Here is a 13,877-nt window from a genome sequence, read left to right as displayed (position 1 = left end):
GGGGTCCTCGTCGTGGGCGCTATTCCGTTTACGGTAGTCGCCCGGACGTTAGGACCGCGTAGCGATCAGTGACCGGATGTCGCGACCGGCGACCGATCGCCGCGTGCGGCTTCGAACAGGCTATGCGCAAGTTCCTGCTCCCCGTAAATGACTTCGCTCGCACCGAGCCCGGCGAGGTGATCCATGCACTCCTGCGAATGCGCACGCGCCACGATCGGCAAGTCGTCGCGAAGCTGACGCGCGGCACGCACCACCTGTCCGGCCTCGAAGGGATCCGGCACGGCGACGATCAGCGCACGCGCACTGGAGAGATTGGCCTCGGCCAGGACCAGTGCCGCGGCGGCGTTGCCGATCACCACATCCGCCTCGCCCGAGTCGCGCAGGGTCCGCACGGCGTCCTCGTCGGTTTCGATGACCAGCACGCGCGCGCCAGCCTCGCGTAGCTCGGCGAACACGCGGCGTCCCACACGGCCGAAACCGACCAGCACGGTATGACCACCGACGGCCGCCGGATGCTGGTCGGGCGCGTCCGCATCGTGCTTGGCGATCCAGCGATCCAGCGCCACGAACAGCAGCGGGTTGACCAGGATCGAGACGATGGCGGCCGCGAGGATGACATCGCGCGCCTGTGCGCTGATCAGGCCGACCGAGACGCCGAGCGCCGCGAGGATGAACGAGAACTCGCCGATCTGCGCAAGGCTGGTGGCGATGGTCAGCGCCGTCTTCACCGGCCGGCCGAAGGCACGCACGATGACGAACGCCGCAGCCGATTTACCGACGATGATGATCAGGCAGGCAGCGAGCACGACCCACGGATGCTCGACGAGGATGTGCGGATTGAACAGCATGCCGATGGAGACGAAGAAGAGCACGGCGAAGGCGTCGCGCAACGGCAGGGTTTCCTCCGCGGCCTGCTGCGAGAGTTTCGATTCGCCCATCATCATGCCGGCGAAGAAAGCGCCCAGTTCGAACGAGACGTCAAACAGATGGGCCGCGCCGAAGGCGACGCCCAGGGCCATGGCCAGCACGGCGAGGCGGAACAGTTCGCGCGATCCCGTGGCCGAAACGGCCTGCAGCGTCCAGGGAATGACCCGCTTGCCGACGATGAGCATCAGGGCGACGAAGACCACGACCTTGCCGACTGTCCAGGCCACGGTCTCGAACAGCTCGCCCATCGCGGGCGCGGCACCGCCTTTCTCCGACCCGAGGAAGCCGCCGATAGCCGGCAGCAAGACCAGCGCCAGCACCATCGCGAGGTCTTCGACGATCAGCCAGCCGACCGCGATGCGACCGCGATCGCTGTCGAGCAACCGGCGCTCTTCCATGGCGCGCAACAGGACCACCGTGCTCGCCACCGACAGCGCCAGGCCGAAAACGAAACCCTGCGTGAGCGGCCAACCCAACCCCCAGCCCAGCAGCATGCCGAGCCCGGTGGCGACGCCCATCTGCACGGCCGCGCCGGGGATGGAGATCGCCTTGACCGAGAGCAGGTCCTTCAAGGAGAAATGCAGGCCCACCCCGAACATCAGCAGGATCACGCCGAGATCGGCCAGCTCCTGGGCGATGCCGGCATCGGCCACGTAGCCCGGGGTGAAAGGACCGGCGACGACACCGGCGACGAGATAGCCGGCGAGTACCGGCAATCGAAGGCGGTTGGCGATGGCCCCGAAGATGAAAGCGAGGACGAGTCCGCCGACGATGGTGGCGATGAGTGGCGTGGCGTCGTGCATGGCAGCTCCCTGATCAACCCTTCAAGATTGGGGACGACTAGCGGACCATGCAACCTGAGAAGATCCTCAAGCCCCGCTAGCGGTCAGCACCGCGAGAAAATCCTTGCCGTAGCGCTTGAGCTTGTTCTCACCCACGCCACTGATCGAACCCAGTTCGTCTTCGTTCGCCGGCAGCGCACGAAGCATCGCCAGCAAGGTGGCATCGTGGAAGATGACATACGCGGGCACGCCGTGCTGCTTGGCCAGTTCCGAGCGCACGCGGCGCAGTTCGCTCCATAGCGGCTGCTCGATCTCCTCGATGCCCAGCGAGCCGCCGGTGGTTGCCGGCGACGGCCGCGAGGTGCGGCGGCCCTTGGCCGGACGTGCGTCCTCGCGCAGCCAGACCTTGCGTTCGCTCTTCAGCACGGGGCCGCTGGTCGGTGACAGCCGCAGGGTGCCATAACCTTCGGGATCGGCTTCGATCAGGCCGGCCGCGAGCAACTGGCGGAACACCGACCGCCACTGCGTGGCATCCATGTCGGCGCCGACGCCGAACACGGTGAGCTGGTCGTGGCGAAGATCGCGGACGCGCTCGCCCGCTTCGCCACGCAGAATCTCGATGAGATGCCCCGCACCGTACCGCTGGCCGCTGCGATAAATGCAGGACATGGCCTTCTGCGCGGCAAGCGTGGCGTCCCATGTCGTCGGCGGCACCAGGCAGTTGTCGCAATTGCCGCAAGGCTGCGGATAGACCTCGGCGAAGGCCTCGAGCAACAACTGGCGACGGCAGCGCGTCGCCTCGGCAAAGCCGAGCAGGGAGTCGAGCTTGAGACGCTCGATGCGCTTGCGATCGTCGCCTGCCTCGGACTGCGAAATCATCTGGCTCATGGTGACGACATCGCCCAGGCCATAGACCATCCAGGCCTCCGCCGGCAGGCCATCGCGACCGGCACGACCGGTCTCCTGGTAATACCCTTCCATGCTGCGCGGAAGATCCAGGTGGGCGACGAAGCGCACGTCCGGCTTATCGATACCCATGCCGAAGGCGACGGTGGCCACCATCACCACCGCGTCCTCGCGGAGGAAGCGTTGCTGGTGACGCGTGCGTGTGTCGCCGTCGAGGCCGGCGTGATACGGCAAGGCTTCGACGCCAGCCTCGACCAGCCATGCGGCCGTCTCGTCCACCTTGCGGCGGCTCAGGCAATACACGATGCCGGCTTCGCCCCGATGCGCGTCGAGGAAATCCAGCAGCTGCCGCCGTGCGTTCTGTCGCGGCGCCACGCGATAGCGGATGTTGGGCCGATCGAAACTGGAGACAAAGCGACGCGCCGCATGTAGGCCGAGCCTTTCAACGATTTCTTCGCGCGTACGATCGTCCGCCGTAGCGGTGAGGGCAATACGCGGCACTTCCGGAAAGCGCTCGTGAAGGATCGCCAGCTCACGGTATTCGGGACGGAAATCGTGTCCCCACTGCGAGACGCAATGCGCTTCGTCGATGGCGAACAGGGCGATGGGAATACGGTCGAGCAGGCCCAGGAAACGCCCGGTGAGCAGTCGTTCCGGCGCGACATAGAGCATGTCCAGGTCACCGGCGAGCAGGAGCTCCTCGACCTCGCGCTGCGTGGCCGAGTCCAGGCTGGAGTTGAGGTAACGGGCGCGTACGCCGGCCTCGGTCAGCGCGTCGACCTGATCCTGCATGAGGGCGATGAGTGGCGAAACGACGATGCCCGTGCCGTGGCGCATCAGCGCGGGAATCTGGAAACACAGCGACTTGCCGCCGCCGGTAGGCATCAGGACGAGAGCGTCGCCGCCGTTGGCGACCTCCTCGACAATGGCCTGTTGCTGGCCGCGGAACTCGGGGTAACCGAAAACGGAGTGAAGGAGGTCGTGGGCCTGGGACTGCATCCCGCCATGCTAACAAACCGGGGCCTTCATCCGTCATCTGCTGACAGCTGAACAGGCTGTAGGCCTACGCCGATTTGGGATGAAAGCGATGTTCTTTCGAGGCCTTCGAGCAGCTAATGGAGGCGAGCCGACCTCGCCGGCTCATCGGCTGTTCGTGTCCTTCGAAGGGGAAGGAAGATGAAGAATCCGTGCCTCACCGCCGCATGCCTCGCTTGTGCCTTCGTCGCGAGCGCCCCACCCCTGTATGCCGAGGGCGGTCGCATCGCCTTCACCGGCGATATCGTCGAGCCCGGCTGTCCACTGCGCGACGGCGCGCTCGATTGTCCGCCAGGTCGGCAGGCCCTTGCCGCCGTCCGGCCGCTCGACATCGCGTCCGCCCAGCGCGAGATCCGCGCCGAGCTCTTCGCCTACGCATTGCAGCGCGACCGTACGGCCGCCTGGCAAGTGGTCGACATCACGTATCGATGACGCCGTCCGACAATGACGCGCCCGGCGTCATCCCCAGATGGCCCGGTCGAGGTCGTGATCGAGCCCGAAGGCGCTCATCGGCACGCGGCCGTCCTTTACCGTGACGCCCTCGGCCTTGAGCCGGCGGCACTGTTCTCGAAACCCCTGGGTGCCTGCCGGTATGCCGATCCGGCCGTCGGCGCGGAGCACCCGATGCCAGGGAAGGTCGAGTCGGTTGGGCGCGTCGCCGAGCACGCGGCCGATCAGGCGGGCACGACCCGGATAACCGGCCCGTGCGGCAATCGCACCGTAGCTGGCCACCCGCCCGCGGGGGATGGCAGCCACCGCTTCGATGATCCGCGTCGCGCGGAGCGCGCGGGCCTCGTCGTCGTCGAGTTCATCCGTCATGATCGTTTCGTGCATGCCTGGAAACGGCAGGGAGCGTACCATCGACGCTCCCCAGTGACGGAACTTCCCACGGCGATGCGACACTTCGAGGCCATCCGCTCCCATGTCGGCGGCGTTCACAAGCTCCGCCAGAACGAGCCCTACCTCATCAGCTTCGACCTGGAGCTTCCCGACGGACGCCACCAGGGCATCTACCTGGCCGAGCTGGAAGATTCGGAAGGCCTGCGCTTCCTGCGCCTGTCGACCCCGATCGGCCCCCTGGCCGGCGTGGATGCGCGGCGTTGCCTTCGCTTCAACTGGGAACAGCGTACGGGCTACCTCGCCGAGGCGGACCTGGACGGCTCGCCCTATCTGCACCTTTGCGAGAACCGCCCCTATGACTATCTGGACGAGCGCGAACTCGCACGCCTGATCGAAGAACTGGGCGCCACCGGCGACCAGCTCGAACAAGTCGTCAACGGCGAGGCCGACGCCCTCTGAGTCAGAAGAACAGCCGGCTGAGCTTGACCAGGCCGTAGCCGATGCCTGCCGTGATCGGCAGGGTGAGGATCCACGCCCAGACCATCCGCTCGACCACGGACCAGCGGATGGCGTTCCAGCGCTTCGCGGCACCGACGCCCATGATCGACGCCGACACGTTGTGCGTCGTCGACACCGGTACGCCGAGGATGGACGCGGTGAGGATGACCGCCGCCGAGCTGCCCTCGGCCGCGAAGCCGTTGATCGGGTGCAGCTTGACCATCTTGTGGCCCAGCGTCTTGATGATGCGCCAGCCACCGCCTGCGGTACCCGCGGCCATGGTCAGCGCGCAGACGACCTTGACCCAGACCGGGATCGGGAAGCCACCGGGCGCAGCGGGGTCGTGCGGAATGCGCAGGAAATGCAGGATCGCGGGCAGATGGTCGAAGTGACCCGCCGCCGTGGCACCAGCCAGGGCGAGGGCGATGATGCCCATGCTTTTCTGCGCGTCGTTCATGCCATGGGACAGACCCATCGCGCTGGCCGAGACGATCTGTGCCTTGCCGAAAAAACTGTTGACGAACGGGGTGCGGCCGAAACGGCGTAGCGGACCCTTGCGGCTCGAGAAGAAGCCGAGCAGCGCATACAGGCTGCCCATCAACGCATAGCCGATGACGAAACCCAGGAAGGGCGAGACCATCATCGGCAGGATGACCTTGGGCATGACGCCCTTGCCCAGCCACCAGTGCGCCCCGCCCTGCCACCAGATGATCGAGTGCAGGTTGCCGTCGGACGCCGCCAGGGCCGCGCCGCACAAGCCACCGACCAGGGCGTGGCTGGAGCTCGACGGCAGACCCATCCACCAGGTGATCAGGTTCCAGATCGTCGCCCCGAGCAGTGCGCTGATCAGCAGCTGTGAGCCGACGTCCACCACCCCGGTGTCGATCAGGCCCGACGCGATCGTCGCCGCCACGGCCGTGCCCCACAGGGCGCCCGCCAGGTTGGTGACCGCCGCCAGAAGTACGGCCTGGCCCGGTGTGAGGACCTTGGTCGCGACCACGGTGGCGATGGAGTTCGCCGTGTCATGGAAGCCGTTGATATAGGTGAACGCGAGGGCGATCAGGACGACCGCGATGACCATGCTCATGGGACGGCCGCCCTCAGGAGTTCTTGAGCACGATGGCGTAAACGACGTTGCCGACATCGCGGCACTTGTCGACCGCCTTTTCCACCAGCTCGAAGAGATCCTTGGCGAGAATGGCCTTCAAGGGGTCGGAGCCTTCGGCGTAGAGCGTACGGTAGGGATCGAGCAGGAGACGGTCGGCCTCGGACTCCAGCGCCTGCAGCTGGTCGCGCAGCTTCTTCACCGGGTCGATCTTCAGACCGTTGCGCAGCTGGCCGATCATGGCGACGACCACCTCGGCCGACCGCTCGAGCAGGGCCGCGCGCTGGCTGAAATCGATGCCCTGGAGCCGCTCGGCGACGATCACGTAGCGCTCGGCGAACTTCTCGATGGTCTTGGGGATCTTGTACAGCGCGGAGTTCAGCGCCTCGATGTCTTCGCGATCCAGCGCGGTGACGAAGGTGTTGACCAGTTCCTCGCCAATCTGGCCGTGCAAGGCCTTCTCGCGGGCCCGTGCGGTGCTGAAGGCAGCCATGATCGGGGTCCGATCGGTCTGGGTGACCAGTTCGTGCATCGCCTTGGCGCTTTCGCGGGCGGCTTCGGCGCTCGCCTCGAGCAGGCCATAGAACTTGTCGCCCTTACCGAACATCGTCTGGAGTGAAAACATGGGGTCGCCTGGGGGAACCTGGGGGATTTATGACGCTAATGTTACCGGAAGAGACATGTGGGAGCCGATTCATCGGCGAAAAGCCAACGGAGCGGCGACGCCCCACCCCCACACGACCGATAACCCCCCAGTCTGATATATATCCCCCCAAATGCTCCCCGACATCCTGCTCGTCCTCTTCCTTTCCCTCGGCAACGCGTTCTTCGCGCTGTCCGAGATGTCCGTCGTGGCCTCTCGCAAGAGCCGCCTGAAGCAAATGGCGCGCACCAGCCGCCGGTCTGCGGCGGCGCTGCGCCTGGCCGAGTCCCCGGAGCGCTTCCTGTCGACCGTCCAGGTCGGCATGACCCTGATCATCCTGGTCACCGGTGCCGTGGCCGGCGACACGCTGGGCGAGCAGTTCACCGCCCTCATCCATCGCGGCGAACCCGCCTGGCTGGAGCCGTACGCGAAGATCGTCGGCTGGCTGCTCGGCTTCCTGCTGATGTCCCTGGTCCAGATCGTCATCGGCGAACTGGTGCCCAAGCGCGCCGCGCTGACCGCGCCCGAGCGCATCGCTTCGCAGATCGCCATGCCCATGCTGGTGATCTCGCGGATCACCCTGCCCATGGTCTGGCTGCTCAACCACCTGTCCAGCGGCATCCTGCACGTGCTTCGCCTGCGCCGTGGCGACGCCTCGGCCGCCACCGAAGAGGAGATCCGCCTGCTCGTCGCCGAGAGCGCCGAGCAAGGCATCCTCGACCTGGACGAGCGCAACATGGTCAACCGCGTGCTCCGCCTCGGCGACCGGACCGTCGGTTCGGTCATGACCCCGCGGATGAAGATCGCCTGGCTCGATACCAACGCGTCACAGGAAGACAACCTCGAAGTGCTGCGCGAGACCCCCTTCTCGCGCTACCCGGTCTACCGCGGCGACGAAAGCGAGGTCGTCGGTACGGTCGAGGTGAAATCGCTCTTCGGCAGCTTGCAGCGCGGTGAGGTGGACCTGTTCAAGCACATCTCGCGCCCCCTCTTCGTCCCCGCGACCGCGCGCGCGCTGGACCTGCTCGAGTCCTTCCGCGACGCCGACACCCAGCTGGCCCTGGCCGTCGACGAATACGGCGACATCGAAGGCCTGGTCACCCTCAACGACTTGCTGTCGGCCGTGGTCGGCGCCACCGCACCGTCGACCGACGACACGACCCACGATGGCCCGATTGTTCGCCGCGAGGACGGCAGCTGGCTGGTCGACGGCGCCCTCCCGGCCGACGATTTGCGCGAACTCTTGCAGCTCGACCGCCTGCCGAACGAAGAGGAACACGACTTCCGCACGGCGGCCGGCATGGTCACGACGAATTTCGGCCATATCCCGCGCGCGGGTGAATCGTTTGTCTGGCAGGGCATCCGTTTCGAGGTGCTGGATATGGACGGCGCCCGCATCGACAAGCTGCTGGTCAGCATGGCGGGCGAGAGTGAGGCCGTCGCCGAAGACGGCGCGTAAAGCCGGGGTTCAAGCGCCGCCCGTGATCGTCCCCTCATGACCGCCGCCCCCGAGCCTCGTGAGGACAAGACCACCGCCCTCCTTCGACGGGTGTTGCTTGACGCCCCCGACGACCGTATTGAAGTCGCGGCACTCCTTGAACCACTGAAGCGCCGCGCCTTCGGTTTCCTGCTGCTCCTGCTCGCCATCCCCAATTTCATCCCGGTACCGCTGGGCATCGGGGGGATCATGGGCGTGATGGTGATCGCGCTGGGCCTGGAAATGCTGATCGGCCTCGAGCACCCCTGGATCCCGGGGTTTCTGAGACGACGCACGCTGTCGCGCGAGGGCCTGTTGCGCTTCCTCGATCGCGCGGAGCCGATCACGCGACGCCTCGAAACGGTGTGCAGGCCCCGCCTGCAGCGGCTGACGCGCCGCCCGTTCACCCTGCTCTCCGGCGGGGTCATGATCCTGATCGGCGTCCTGCTCGCACTGCCGATCCCCTTCACCAACTACCTGTTCGGCGGCATGCTGATCGCGTTCGCCTTCGCGCTGGTGGAGCGCGATGGGGCGCTGCTGATCGGCGTATGGACGGCGACTCTCGCCATCGTCATCGCATCGGCCACGTTCAGCCGCGCGCTGGCGGGACTGGTGCGCGACCTGTTCTGAGCCTCAGGAACCGGGGGAGACCCGGTCAATCCTTCTTGTGCGCGATCTCGGCCATGCGCTGGGCATCGGCGAGGATGCCGTGGAGGATGCGAAGTTCGCGCAGTTCGGGGCGGGCACGCAGGAACAGCTTGCGCAGCTTCAGCATGATCGTCACGGGCGAGCGGCCCTTATGGAATTCGATGTCGTCGAGCATCTGGCCCAGGTGGGTGAAGAACCGTTCGAGCTGCTCGGCGTCGGCCGGGACTTCATCGGGGTCGGGGACCGCTTCCGGGCTCTTCGCGTCGGTCACCTCGTCGGCCAGCAGGGCCGAACGAAGCTCGTAGGCCACCACCTGCACCGCCTGCGAGAGATTCAGCGAGCTGAAGTCATCCACGCTGGGAATGCGGATCATCGCGTGGCAGCGGGACAGTTCGTCATTCTCCAGGCCGGTACGCTCGTTGCCGAAGACCAGGGCCACCTGCTCGCCCCGACGGGCGGCGGCGATGGCCTGGGCCACGCCCTCACGGGGATCCAGCTCGGGAATGTTCACCCCGCGACGCCGCGCCGAGAGGCCGAGAGCGAAGGTCGTACCCGCCAGGCCAGCGACCACATCCTCCTGGATGGACGCCTTAGCGAGCACATCGTCCGCGCCGGCCGCCAGGGCGGTAGCCTCCGGATCGGGGAAGCGCTGCGGGGCGACCAGGGTCAGCCGGTCGAACCCCATGGTGCGCATGGCGCGGGCCGCCGAGCCGATGTTCCCCGAATGCGAGGTGCGGACAAGGACGAAACGGAGGCGGTCGTTGAGCTCGGAAAGGGCCATGGCGTCGAGGGGCTGAACGGGAGGACCGGAAAGTCTACAACGGCAATGACTTGGGTGAGCCGCAAGGCGGTGTTAAACTGCCCGACCGACGCGGCCTGACCGCGCTCACCTGTTCTTTTACCAAGTCGATCCCCATGCCCAGACCCGCCGTCAACGTTGCGGCGCGCGCCGCGCGCTCCGCAGGAAACATCATCCTGCGCTACATGAATCGCCTCGAGGGCCTCGCGGTCGTCGAAAAGCAGCGCATGGACTTCGCTTCCGAAGTCGATCGCCTCGCCGAAGCCGAGATCGTGAAGGAGCTTCGTCGTGCCTACCCCACCCACGCCATTCTTGGCGAAGAGTCGGGGCAGATCGGCAAGGGGCCGCTGACCTGGGTCATCGATCCGCTCGACGGCACGCACAATTACTTGCGCGGCATCCCCCATTTCTGCGTCTCCATCGCCCTCGTCGAAAAGGGCGAGCCGGTGTACGGCGTGGTCTTCGACCCGCTGCGCGATGAACTGTTCACCGCCAGCAAGGGCGATGGCGCCTACCTCAACGATCGCCGCATCCGCGTAGGCAAGCGCGAAGGCCTGTCGGGTGCGCTGATCGCCACCGGCTATCCATATCGCGCCCGCAACCACCTGGAACCGCAGCTGGCGATGACGGCGGCCCTGCTCGCCGAAGCCGAAGACATCCGTCGCATGGGGTCGGCGGCGCTGGACCTGGCCTACGTGGCATCCGGTCGCGTCGACGGCTTCTTCGAGCCGGCGCTGAACATCTGGGACATCGCCGCCGGCGCCCTGCTGGTTCGCGAGGCCGGTGGTGTCTACAACGACTTCGGCGGCCGCGAAGGCCTGCCCGAGAGTGGCAACATCGTCGCCGGCAACCACAAGGTCGCCGCGGCGATGACGGACGTGATCAAGGCCAACGCCACGGCCCGCTTGCTCGGGGTCTGATCCGAGCGACGATGTCGGCGAAGTACCCGGAATCGTCTCCGGTAACTTCCGAACGATGCGCTCCCCAAAACGCGCGCCCCTGACGGGGTGCGCGTTTTGCATGTGGGGCGCCAGGAAAGCAACCCGGGCGAACGCCGCGACCCAACGTCGTCTTTCAGCTGAAACACTACCTGCCGACCACCTACAGTCGCCGGCTTGCCATCGGTCTACCCTGTCGCTGCGAACCGGACGTTCGCATGCATCCGCACCGACACAAGGACGATAGGCCGTGCCAAGAAAAACCTTCACCCACCCTGCCCTGACCCTGGCGCTCGCCCTCGCCGGCGTCGGTTTCGCCGCGAACGCGGTCGCCGGCATCCAGACGATGATCGTGACCTCCGATCCGCAATACCCCTGGACGGACCTGACCGACCGTGGTTCCCCGGAGAGTGACAACGAACGCGACCGTCGTTCCGAAGCCCTGATCACCGAGCAGTACCGGAGCATCGCCGCCTATCGCGCGGCACGACCCGGCGAAGATATCCCGGTATTCATCAACGGCGACCTGACCGCCTATGGTCACGGCAACCAGCGCAGCGTCATGGCGCGACTCCTGCCCATACTCGGCGACAACGTGCACCTGGGCCTGGGCAACCACGATTACGACAACAACATCCGGAAGGAAAATGGCTCGGGCTGCTACAACAACGGTTGCGCGAGAGACAGCATCGGCGACCTCGTCAGGCACGTCACCGCCAAAGCCGGCAAGATCGCGTTCGACTACTCCGTCACACCCGGCGTGTTCACGACCCTCCATCGGGGCAGCCTCGCCTACGCCGTCAACGCGCGCGGGCTCGATCGCGTGCTCAACATCCAGCTCAACAACTATCCGGACTACCGGGTGACGTTCGAGACGACCGAAGGCATCGGCAAGGAGCGCTACGACATCGACTCATCCCTGGCGTGGCTCGGCCATCTGATCCAGACCCGGCTCGATAAGCCCACGTTCGGCGACTGGAACGACCGCAAGTACGACTTCGGCATCATCCACATGCACGACCCGACGATGTTCGACGGCGATTTCGCACGGCTGGTCATGAACGCCGACATCGCCGCCATCTTCGCGGGGCACCTGCATGGGACCATGGCCGCTATGGCAGCCTCGGCAACGTTCCCGTCTTCCTCAGTGGTTCGGCCTCGCAGCGCACCTACCTGATCGTCGAACACGATACGGGCGCCGAGGTGCTGCGGGTTTATGGCGTGCGCGAGAACAAGCCCGAGCAGAAGCAGCTGATCGACACCGTGCCAGCTCACGGCAATCGTTGAGCTGGAGAGCCGATTGACTGTGGGAGCCGATTCATCGGCGATGCTCTTAGGCTTCACCGCTCCGTTGGCTTTTCGCCGCTGAAGCGGCTCCCACATTTACCTATTCTTTTCTGAGCAGGTTGCGCAGGAAGGGCACGGTGACGCGTCGCTGGGCGGCCAGCGACGCGCGGTCGAGCGTGTCGAGGAGGTCGAGCAAGGCACCGAGGTCGCGTGCATGGTGGGCGAACAGCCAGTCGAGCACGGTGTCGTCGAGCTCGATGCCACGGCCGGCCGCATGGTCGCGCAGGACCTGGCGACGTTCGACGTCGGCCAGCGGCTTCAGCAGCGCCTGCGTGAGCGAGCCCAGCCGCGAACGAAGATCGGGCAAGGCGATCTCCAGCGACACCGGCGCGGCGACCGAGGCGAACAGCAAGGTGCAGCCATCGGCGCGATAGCGGTTGAAGGTGTCGAACAGCGCATGTTCGGCGTCGGCCTCACCAGCAATCGAATCGACATCGTCGATCGCCAGCACATCGCTGCCGGCCATGCCACGAATGGCGGCCGCACGCGAACCGCGCAGCCCTGCCAAAGGCAGGTATTGCGCCGTGCGTCCCGCATCGATCGCCGCCTTGCAGGCGGCGATGAGCAAATGCGTGCGTCCGCTGCCGACAGGCCCGGCGACGAACACCCAGGGCGCCACGGGGTCAACTGCCGCCGCGCGAATGGCTTCGAGCGCTACCGCATTTTCGCCGGCATGGAAGTGCTCGAAGCGCTGGCGACGCGGCCAGCGTAGCGCGAGGGGAAGCTGGGTCGTCATGGACCGCCGTCACCCGGGATGGTCGGGCGGACCGGCTTCACGCTCACGTCCACGTCGACGTCCACATCGATGCGCTCCGGCTCCGCCACGACGGCCGGCTCCGTGTAGAGATCGCTCTCGCGGTACCGCGCGAAGACATAACGCATAAGGACCACCACCACCGACGCGGCCGGCAGGGCGAGCAGCACGCCGAGGAAGCCGAACAGATGACCGCCGGCGAGCACGGCGAAGATCACCGCCACCGGATGCAGGCCGATCTTGCCGCCGACCAGGCGCGGCACCAGCACATAGCCTTCGAGCAGCTGGCCGATGGTGAACACGACGGCCACCAGGATGACGTGGGTCCAGTCGCCGTACTGCACGAGGGCGGCGATCATCGCGGCGACGAAGCCGATCATGAAACCGAGGTAAGGCACGAAGCTGAGCAGGCCGGCGACCATGCCGATCAACGGACCGATCGAAATGCCGCACAACGTGAGCCCAAGGCCGTAGAACACGCCGAGCGCGAGCATCACCAGCAGCTGGCCGCGGACGAAGGCACCGAGCACCTGGTCCGACTCGCGCGACAGGCGCACGACGGTCGGCTCGATCGAACGCGGCAGCAGGCGCTGGATGTGCGCGATCATCGTGTCCCAGTCGCGCAGCAGGTAGAACGCAACCACCGGGATCAGCACGAGGTTGGTCAGCCACATGACGATGCCCATGCCAGACTGCGACACCTTGGCCACGGCCGTCGCCAGCACGCTGCTGACCGAGCCGATGTGCTCCTTGATCGTCGCGATCAGGCGATCGCTATCGAACACGTCGGCATCCAGATGCAGGCGTTGCTGGATCCACGGCAAGGCCGTGCTCTTCGCCCATTCGACGTAACGCGGCAGGTTCTCGGCGAGGTTCTCGAACTGGTGCTGGATCAGCGGGACCAGAAGCAGCAGCGCGCCGATGAAGACCAGCGCGATAACCGTGAAGACGATACTGACCGCCCAGGTGCGTCCCATGCCCAGCCGCTGCAGGCGGTCCGCCAGCGGATCACCGAGGTAGGCAAGCATCGCGGCGACGGCGAAGGGCATGAGCACGGGCGCCAACAGCCAGATCACGAAAATGATGACGGCGGCGATCGCAAGCATCTGCCAGCGGCGCGAAGTGTCGTGAGTCATGCGATTCCAGTTCCGGCATAAGAAGGTCGCCGCCATCGTCCC

At 66.2% G+C, this 13,877-nt stretch carries 14 protein-coding genes; 6 read left to right on the top strand and 8 right to left on the bottom strand.

The annotated features are described in order from the left end of the window. Positions 1–65: 65 nt before the first annotated feature. Both BJI69_RS11805 and recQ read right to left on the bottom strand, forming a co-directional pair. Positions 66–1,730, bottom strand: coding sequence for a cation:proton antiporter domain-containing protein (locus tag BJI69_RS11805; RefSeq protein ID WP_046966980.1), 1,665 nt, complete (start codon positions 1,728–1,730; stop codon positions 66–68). A gap of 66 nt (positions 1,731–1,796) precedes the next feature. Beyond that, positions 1,797–3,614 carry a DNA helicase RecQ gene (recQ, locus tag BJI69_RS11800; RefSeq protein ID WP_046966981.1) on the bottom strand — a complete coding sequence of 606 codons (1,818 nt, stop codon included), beginning with the start codon at positions 3,612–3,614 and terminating at the stop codon, positions 1,797–1,799. A gap of 177 nt (positions 3,615–3,791) precedes the next feature. Between recQ and BJI69_RS11795 the strand changes: the two genes are divergently transcribed. Then, positions 3,792–4,082, top strand: coding sequence for a hypothetical protein (locus tag BJI69_RS11795; RefSeq protein WP_046966982.1), 291 nt, complete (start codon positions 3,792–3,794; stop codon positions 4,080–4,082). Between the two features lie 27 nt (positions 4,083–4,109). Here BJI69_RS11795 and BJI69_RS11790 read toward each other — a convergent pair whose 3' ends face one another. Beyond that, positions 4,110–4,469 carry an MGMT family protein gene (locus tag BJI69_RS11790; protein WP_046967019.1) on the bottom strand — a complete coding sequence of 120 codons (360 nt, stop codon included), beginning with the start codon at positions 4,467–4,469 and terminating at the stop codon, positions 4,110–4,112. A 75-nt stretch (positions 4,470–4,544) separates the two neighbouring features. Here BJI69_RS11790 and BJI69_RS11785 point away from each other — a divergent pair, with 75 nt between their 5' ends. Continuing rightward, positions 4,545–4,949 carry a hypothetical protein gene (locus BJI69_RS11785; RefSeq protein WP_046966983.1) on the top strand — a complete coding sequence of 135 codons (405 nt, stop codon included), beginning with the start codon at positions 4,545–4,547 and terminating at the stop codon, positions 4,947–4,949. A gap of 1 nt (position 4,950) precedes the next feature. Here the strand turns inward: BJI69_RS11785 and BJI69_RS11780 are convergent, their stop codons facing one another. Both BJI69_RS11780 and BJI69_RS11775 read right to left on the bottom strand, forming a co-directional pair. Next, a complete protein-coding gene (locus BJI69_RS11780) occupies positions 4,951–6,075 on the bottom strand; it encodes an inorganic phosphate transporter (protein WP_046966984.1) in 1,125 nt (374 codons plus the stop codon). A 13-nt stretch (positions 6,076–6,088) separates the two neighbouring features. Then, positions 6,089–6,718: a DUF47 domain-containing protein gene (locus tag BJI69_RS11775; protein ID WP_046966985.1), complete on the bottom strand. Its 630-nt coding sequence runs from the start codon at positions 6,716–6,718 to the stop codon at positions 6,089–6,091. A gap of 151 nt (positions 6,719–6,869) precedes the next feature. On the opposite strand from BJI69_RS11775, the gene BJI69_RS11770 reads away from it, so the two are divergent. Together BJI69_RS11770 and BJI69_RS11765 are read left to right on the top strand one after the other, a co-directional pair. Then, positions 6,870–8,195 carry a hemolysin family protein gene (locus tag BJI69_RS11770; RefSeq protein ID WP_046966986.1) on the top strand — a complete coding sequence of 442 codons (1,326 nt, stop codon included), beginning with the start codon at positions 6,870–6,872 and terminating at the stop codon, positions 8,193–8,195. 36 nt (positions 8,196–8,231) lie between these two features. Next, entirely contained in the window at positions 8,232–8,843 is a 612-nt protein-coding gene (locus BJI69_RS11765; protein ID WP_052767092.1) for an exopolysaccharide biosynthesis protein, read from the top strand. Between the two features lie 25 nt (positions 8,844–8,868). Here BJI69_RS11765 and BJI69_RS11760 read toward each other — a convergent pair whose 3' ends face one another. Then, positions 8,869–9,642 carry an RNA methyltransferase gene (locus BJI69_RS11760; RefSeq protein WP_046966987.1) on the bottom strand — a complete coding sequence of 258 codons (774 nt, stop codon included), beginning with the start codon at positions 9,640–9,642 and terminating at the stop codon, positions 8,869–8,871. Between the two features lie 134 nt (positions 9,643–9,776). On the opposite strand from BJI69_RS11760, the gene BJI69_RS11755 reads away from it, so the two are divergent. Together BJI69_RS11755 and BJI69_RS11750 are read left to right on the top strand one after the other, a co-directional pair. After that, positions 9,777–10,580, top strand: a complete 804-nt coding sequence (locus tag BJI69_RS11755; protein ID WP_046966988.1) for an inositol monophosphatase family protein — start codon at positions 9,777–9,779, stop codon at positions 10,578–10,580. A gap of 268 nt (positions 10,581–10,848) precedes the next feature. Then, the gene (locus tag BJI69_RS11750) at positions 10,849–11,775 is read left to right on the top strand and encodes a metallophosphoesterase (protein WP_046966989.1); all 927 of its coding nucleotides are present in this window, start codon (positions 10,849–10,851) and stop codon (positions 11,773–11,775) included. A gap of 210 nt (positions 11,776–11,985) precedes the next feature. Here the strand turns inward: BJI69_RS11750 and hda are convergent, their stop codons facing one another. Together hda and BJI69_RS11740 are read right to left on the bottom strand one after the other, a co-directional pair. Beyond that, on the bottom strand, positions 11,986–12,681 hold the full coding sequence (gene hda, locus BJI69_RS11745) for a DnaA regulatory inactivator Hda (RefSeq protein WP_046966990.1): 696 nt from the start codon (positions 12,679–12,681) through the stop codon (positions 11,986–11,988). Further along, positions 12,678–13,835: an AI-2E family transporter gene (locus tag BJI69_RS11740; protein WP_046966991.1), complete on the bottom strand. Its 1,158-nt coding sequence runs from the start codon at positions 13,833–13,835 to the stop codon at positions 12,678–12,680. The genes hda and BJI69_RS11740 overlap by 4 nt, the downstream gene beginning before the upstream one ends. Between the last annotated feature and the right edge of the window lie 42 nt (positions 13,836–13,877).

Origin of the sequence: Luteibacter rhizovicinus DSM 16549 (genome assembly GCF_001887595.1) — a bacterium.
GTDB lineage: Bacteria > Pseudomonadota > Gammaproteobacteria > Xanthomonadales > Rhodanobacteraceae > Luteibacter > Luteibacter rhizovicinus.
Note: the sequence above shows the minus strand (reverse complement) of the source record. Positions and strands in the feature narration are given on the sequence as shown.

What these genes read in the sequence shown, in the direction of transcription:
- BJI69_RS11755 (WP_046966988.1), top strand. Translation starts at nt 9,777, where the DNA reads ATGCCCAGACCCGCCGTCAACGTTGCGGCGCGCGCCGCGCGCTCCGCA.
- BJI69_RS11760 (WP_046966987.1), bottom strand. Translation starts at nt 9,642, where the DNA reads ATGGCCCTTTCCGAGCTCAACGACCGCCTCCGTTTCGTCCTTGTCCGC.
- BJI69_RS11790 (WP_046967019.1), bottom strand. Translation starts at nt 4,469, where the DNA reads ATGACGGATGAACTCGACGACGACGAGGCCCGCGCGCTCCGCGCGACG.
- BJI69_RS11785 (WP_046966983.1), top strand. Translation starts at nt 4,545, where the DNA reads ATGCGACACTTCGAGGCCATCCGCTCCCATGTCGGCGGCGTTCACAAG.
- BJI69_RS11795 (WP_046966982.1), top strand. Translation starts at nt 3,792, where the DNA reads ATGAAGAATCCGTGCCTCACCGCCGCATGCCTCGCTTGTGCCTTCGTC.
- recQ (WP_046966981.1), bottom strand. Translation starts at nt 3,614, where the DNA reads ATGCAGTCCCAGGCCCACGACCTCCTTCACTCCGTTTTCGGTTACCCC.
- BJI69_RS11765 (WP_052767092.1), top strand. Translation starts at nt 8,232, where the DNA reads ATGACCGCCGCCCCCGAGCCTCGTGAGGACAAGACCACCGCCCTCCTT.
- BJI69_RS11780 (WP_046966984.1), bottom strand. Translation starts at nt 6,075, where the DNA reads ATGAGCATGGTCATCGCGGTCGTCCTGATCGCCCTCGCGTTCACCTAT.
- BJI69_RS11740 (WP_046966991.1), bottom strand. Translation starts at nt 13,835, where the DNA reads ATGACTCACGACACTTCGCGCCGCTGGCAGATGCTTGCGATCGCCGCC.
- hda (WP_046966990.1), bottom strand. Translation starts at nt 12,681, where the DNA reads ATGACGACCCAGCTTCCCCTCGCGCTACGCTGGCCGCGTCGCCAGCGC.
- BJI69_RS11775 (WP_046966985.1), bottom strand. Translation starts at nt 6,718, where the DNA reads ATGTTTTCACTCCAGACGATGTTCGGTAAGGGCGACAAGTTCTATGGC.
- BJI69_RS11770 (WP_046966986.1), top strand. Translation starts at nt 6,870, where the DNA reads ATGCTCCCCGACATCCTGCTCGTCCTCTTCCTTTCCCTCGGCAACGCG.
- BJI69_RS11805 (WP_046966980.1), bottom strand. Translation starts at nt 1,730, where the DNA reads ATGCACGACGCCACGCCACTCATCGCCACCATCGTCGGCGGACTCGTC.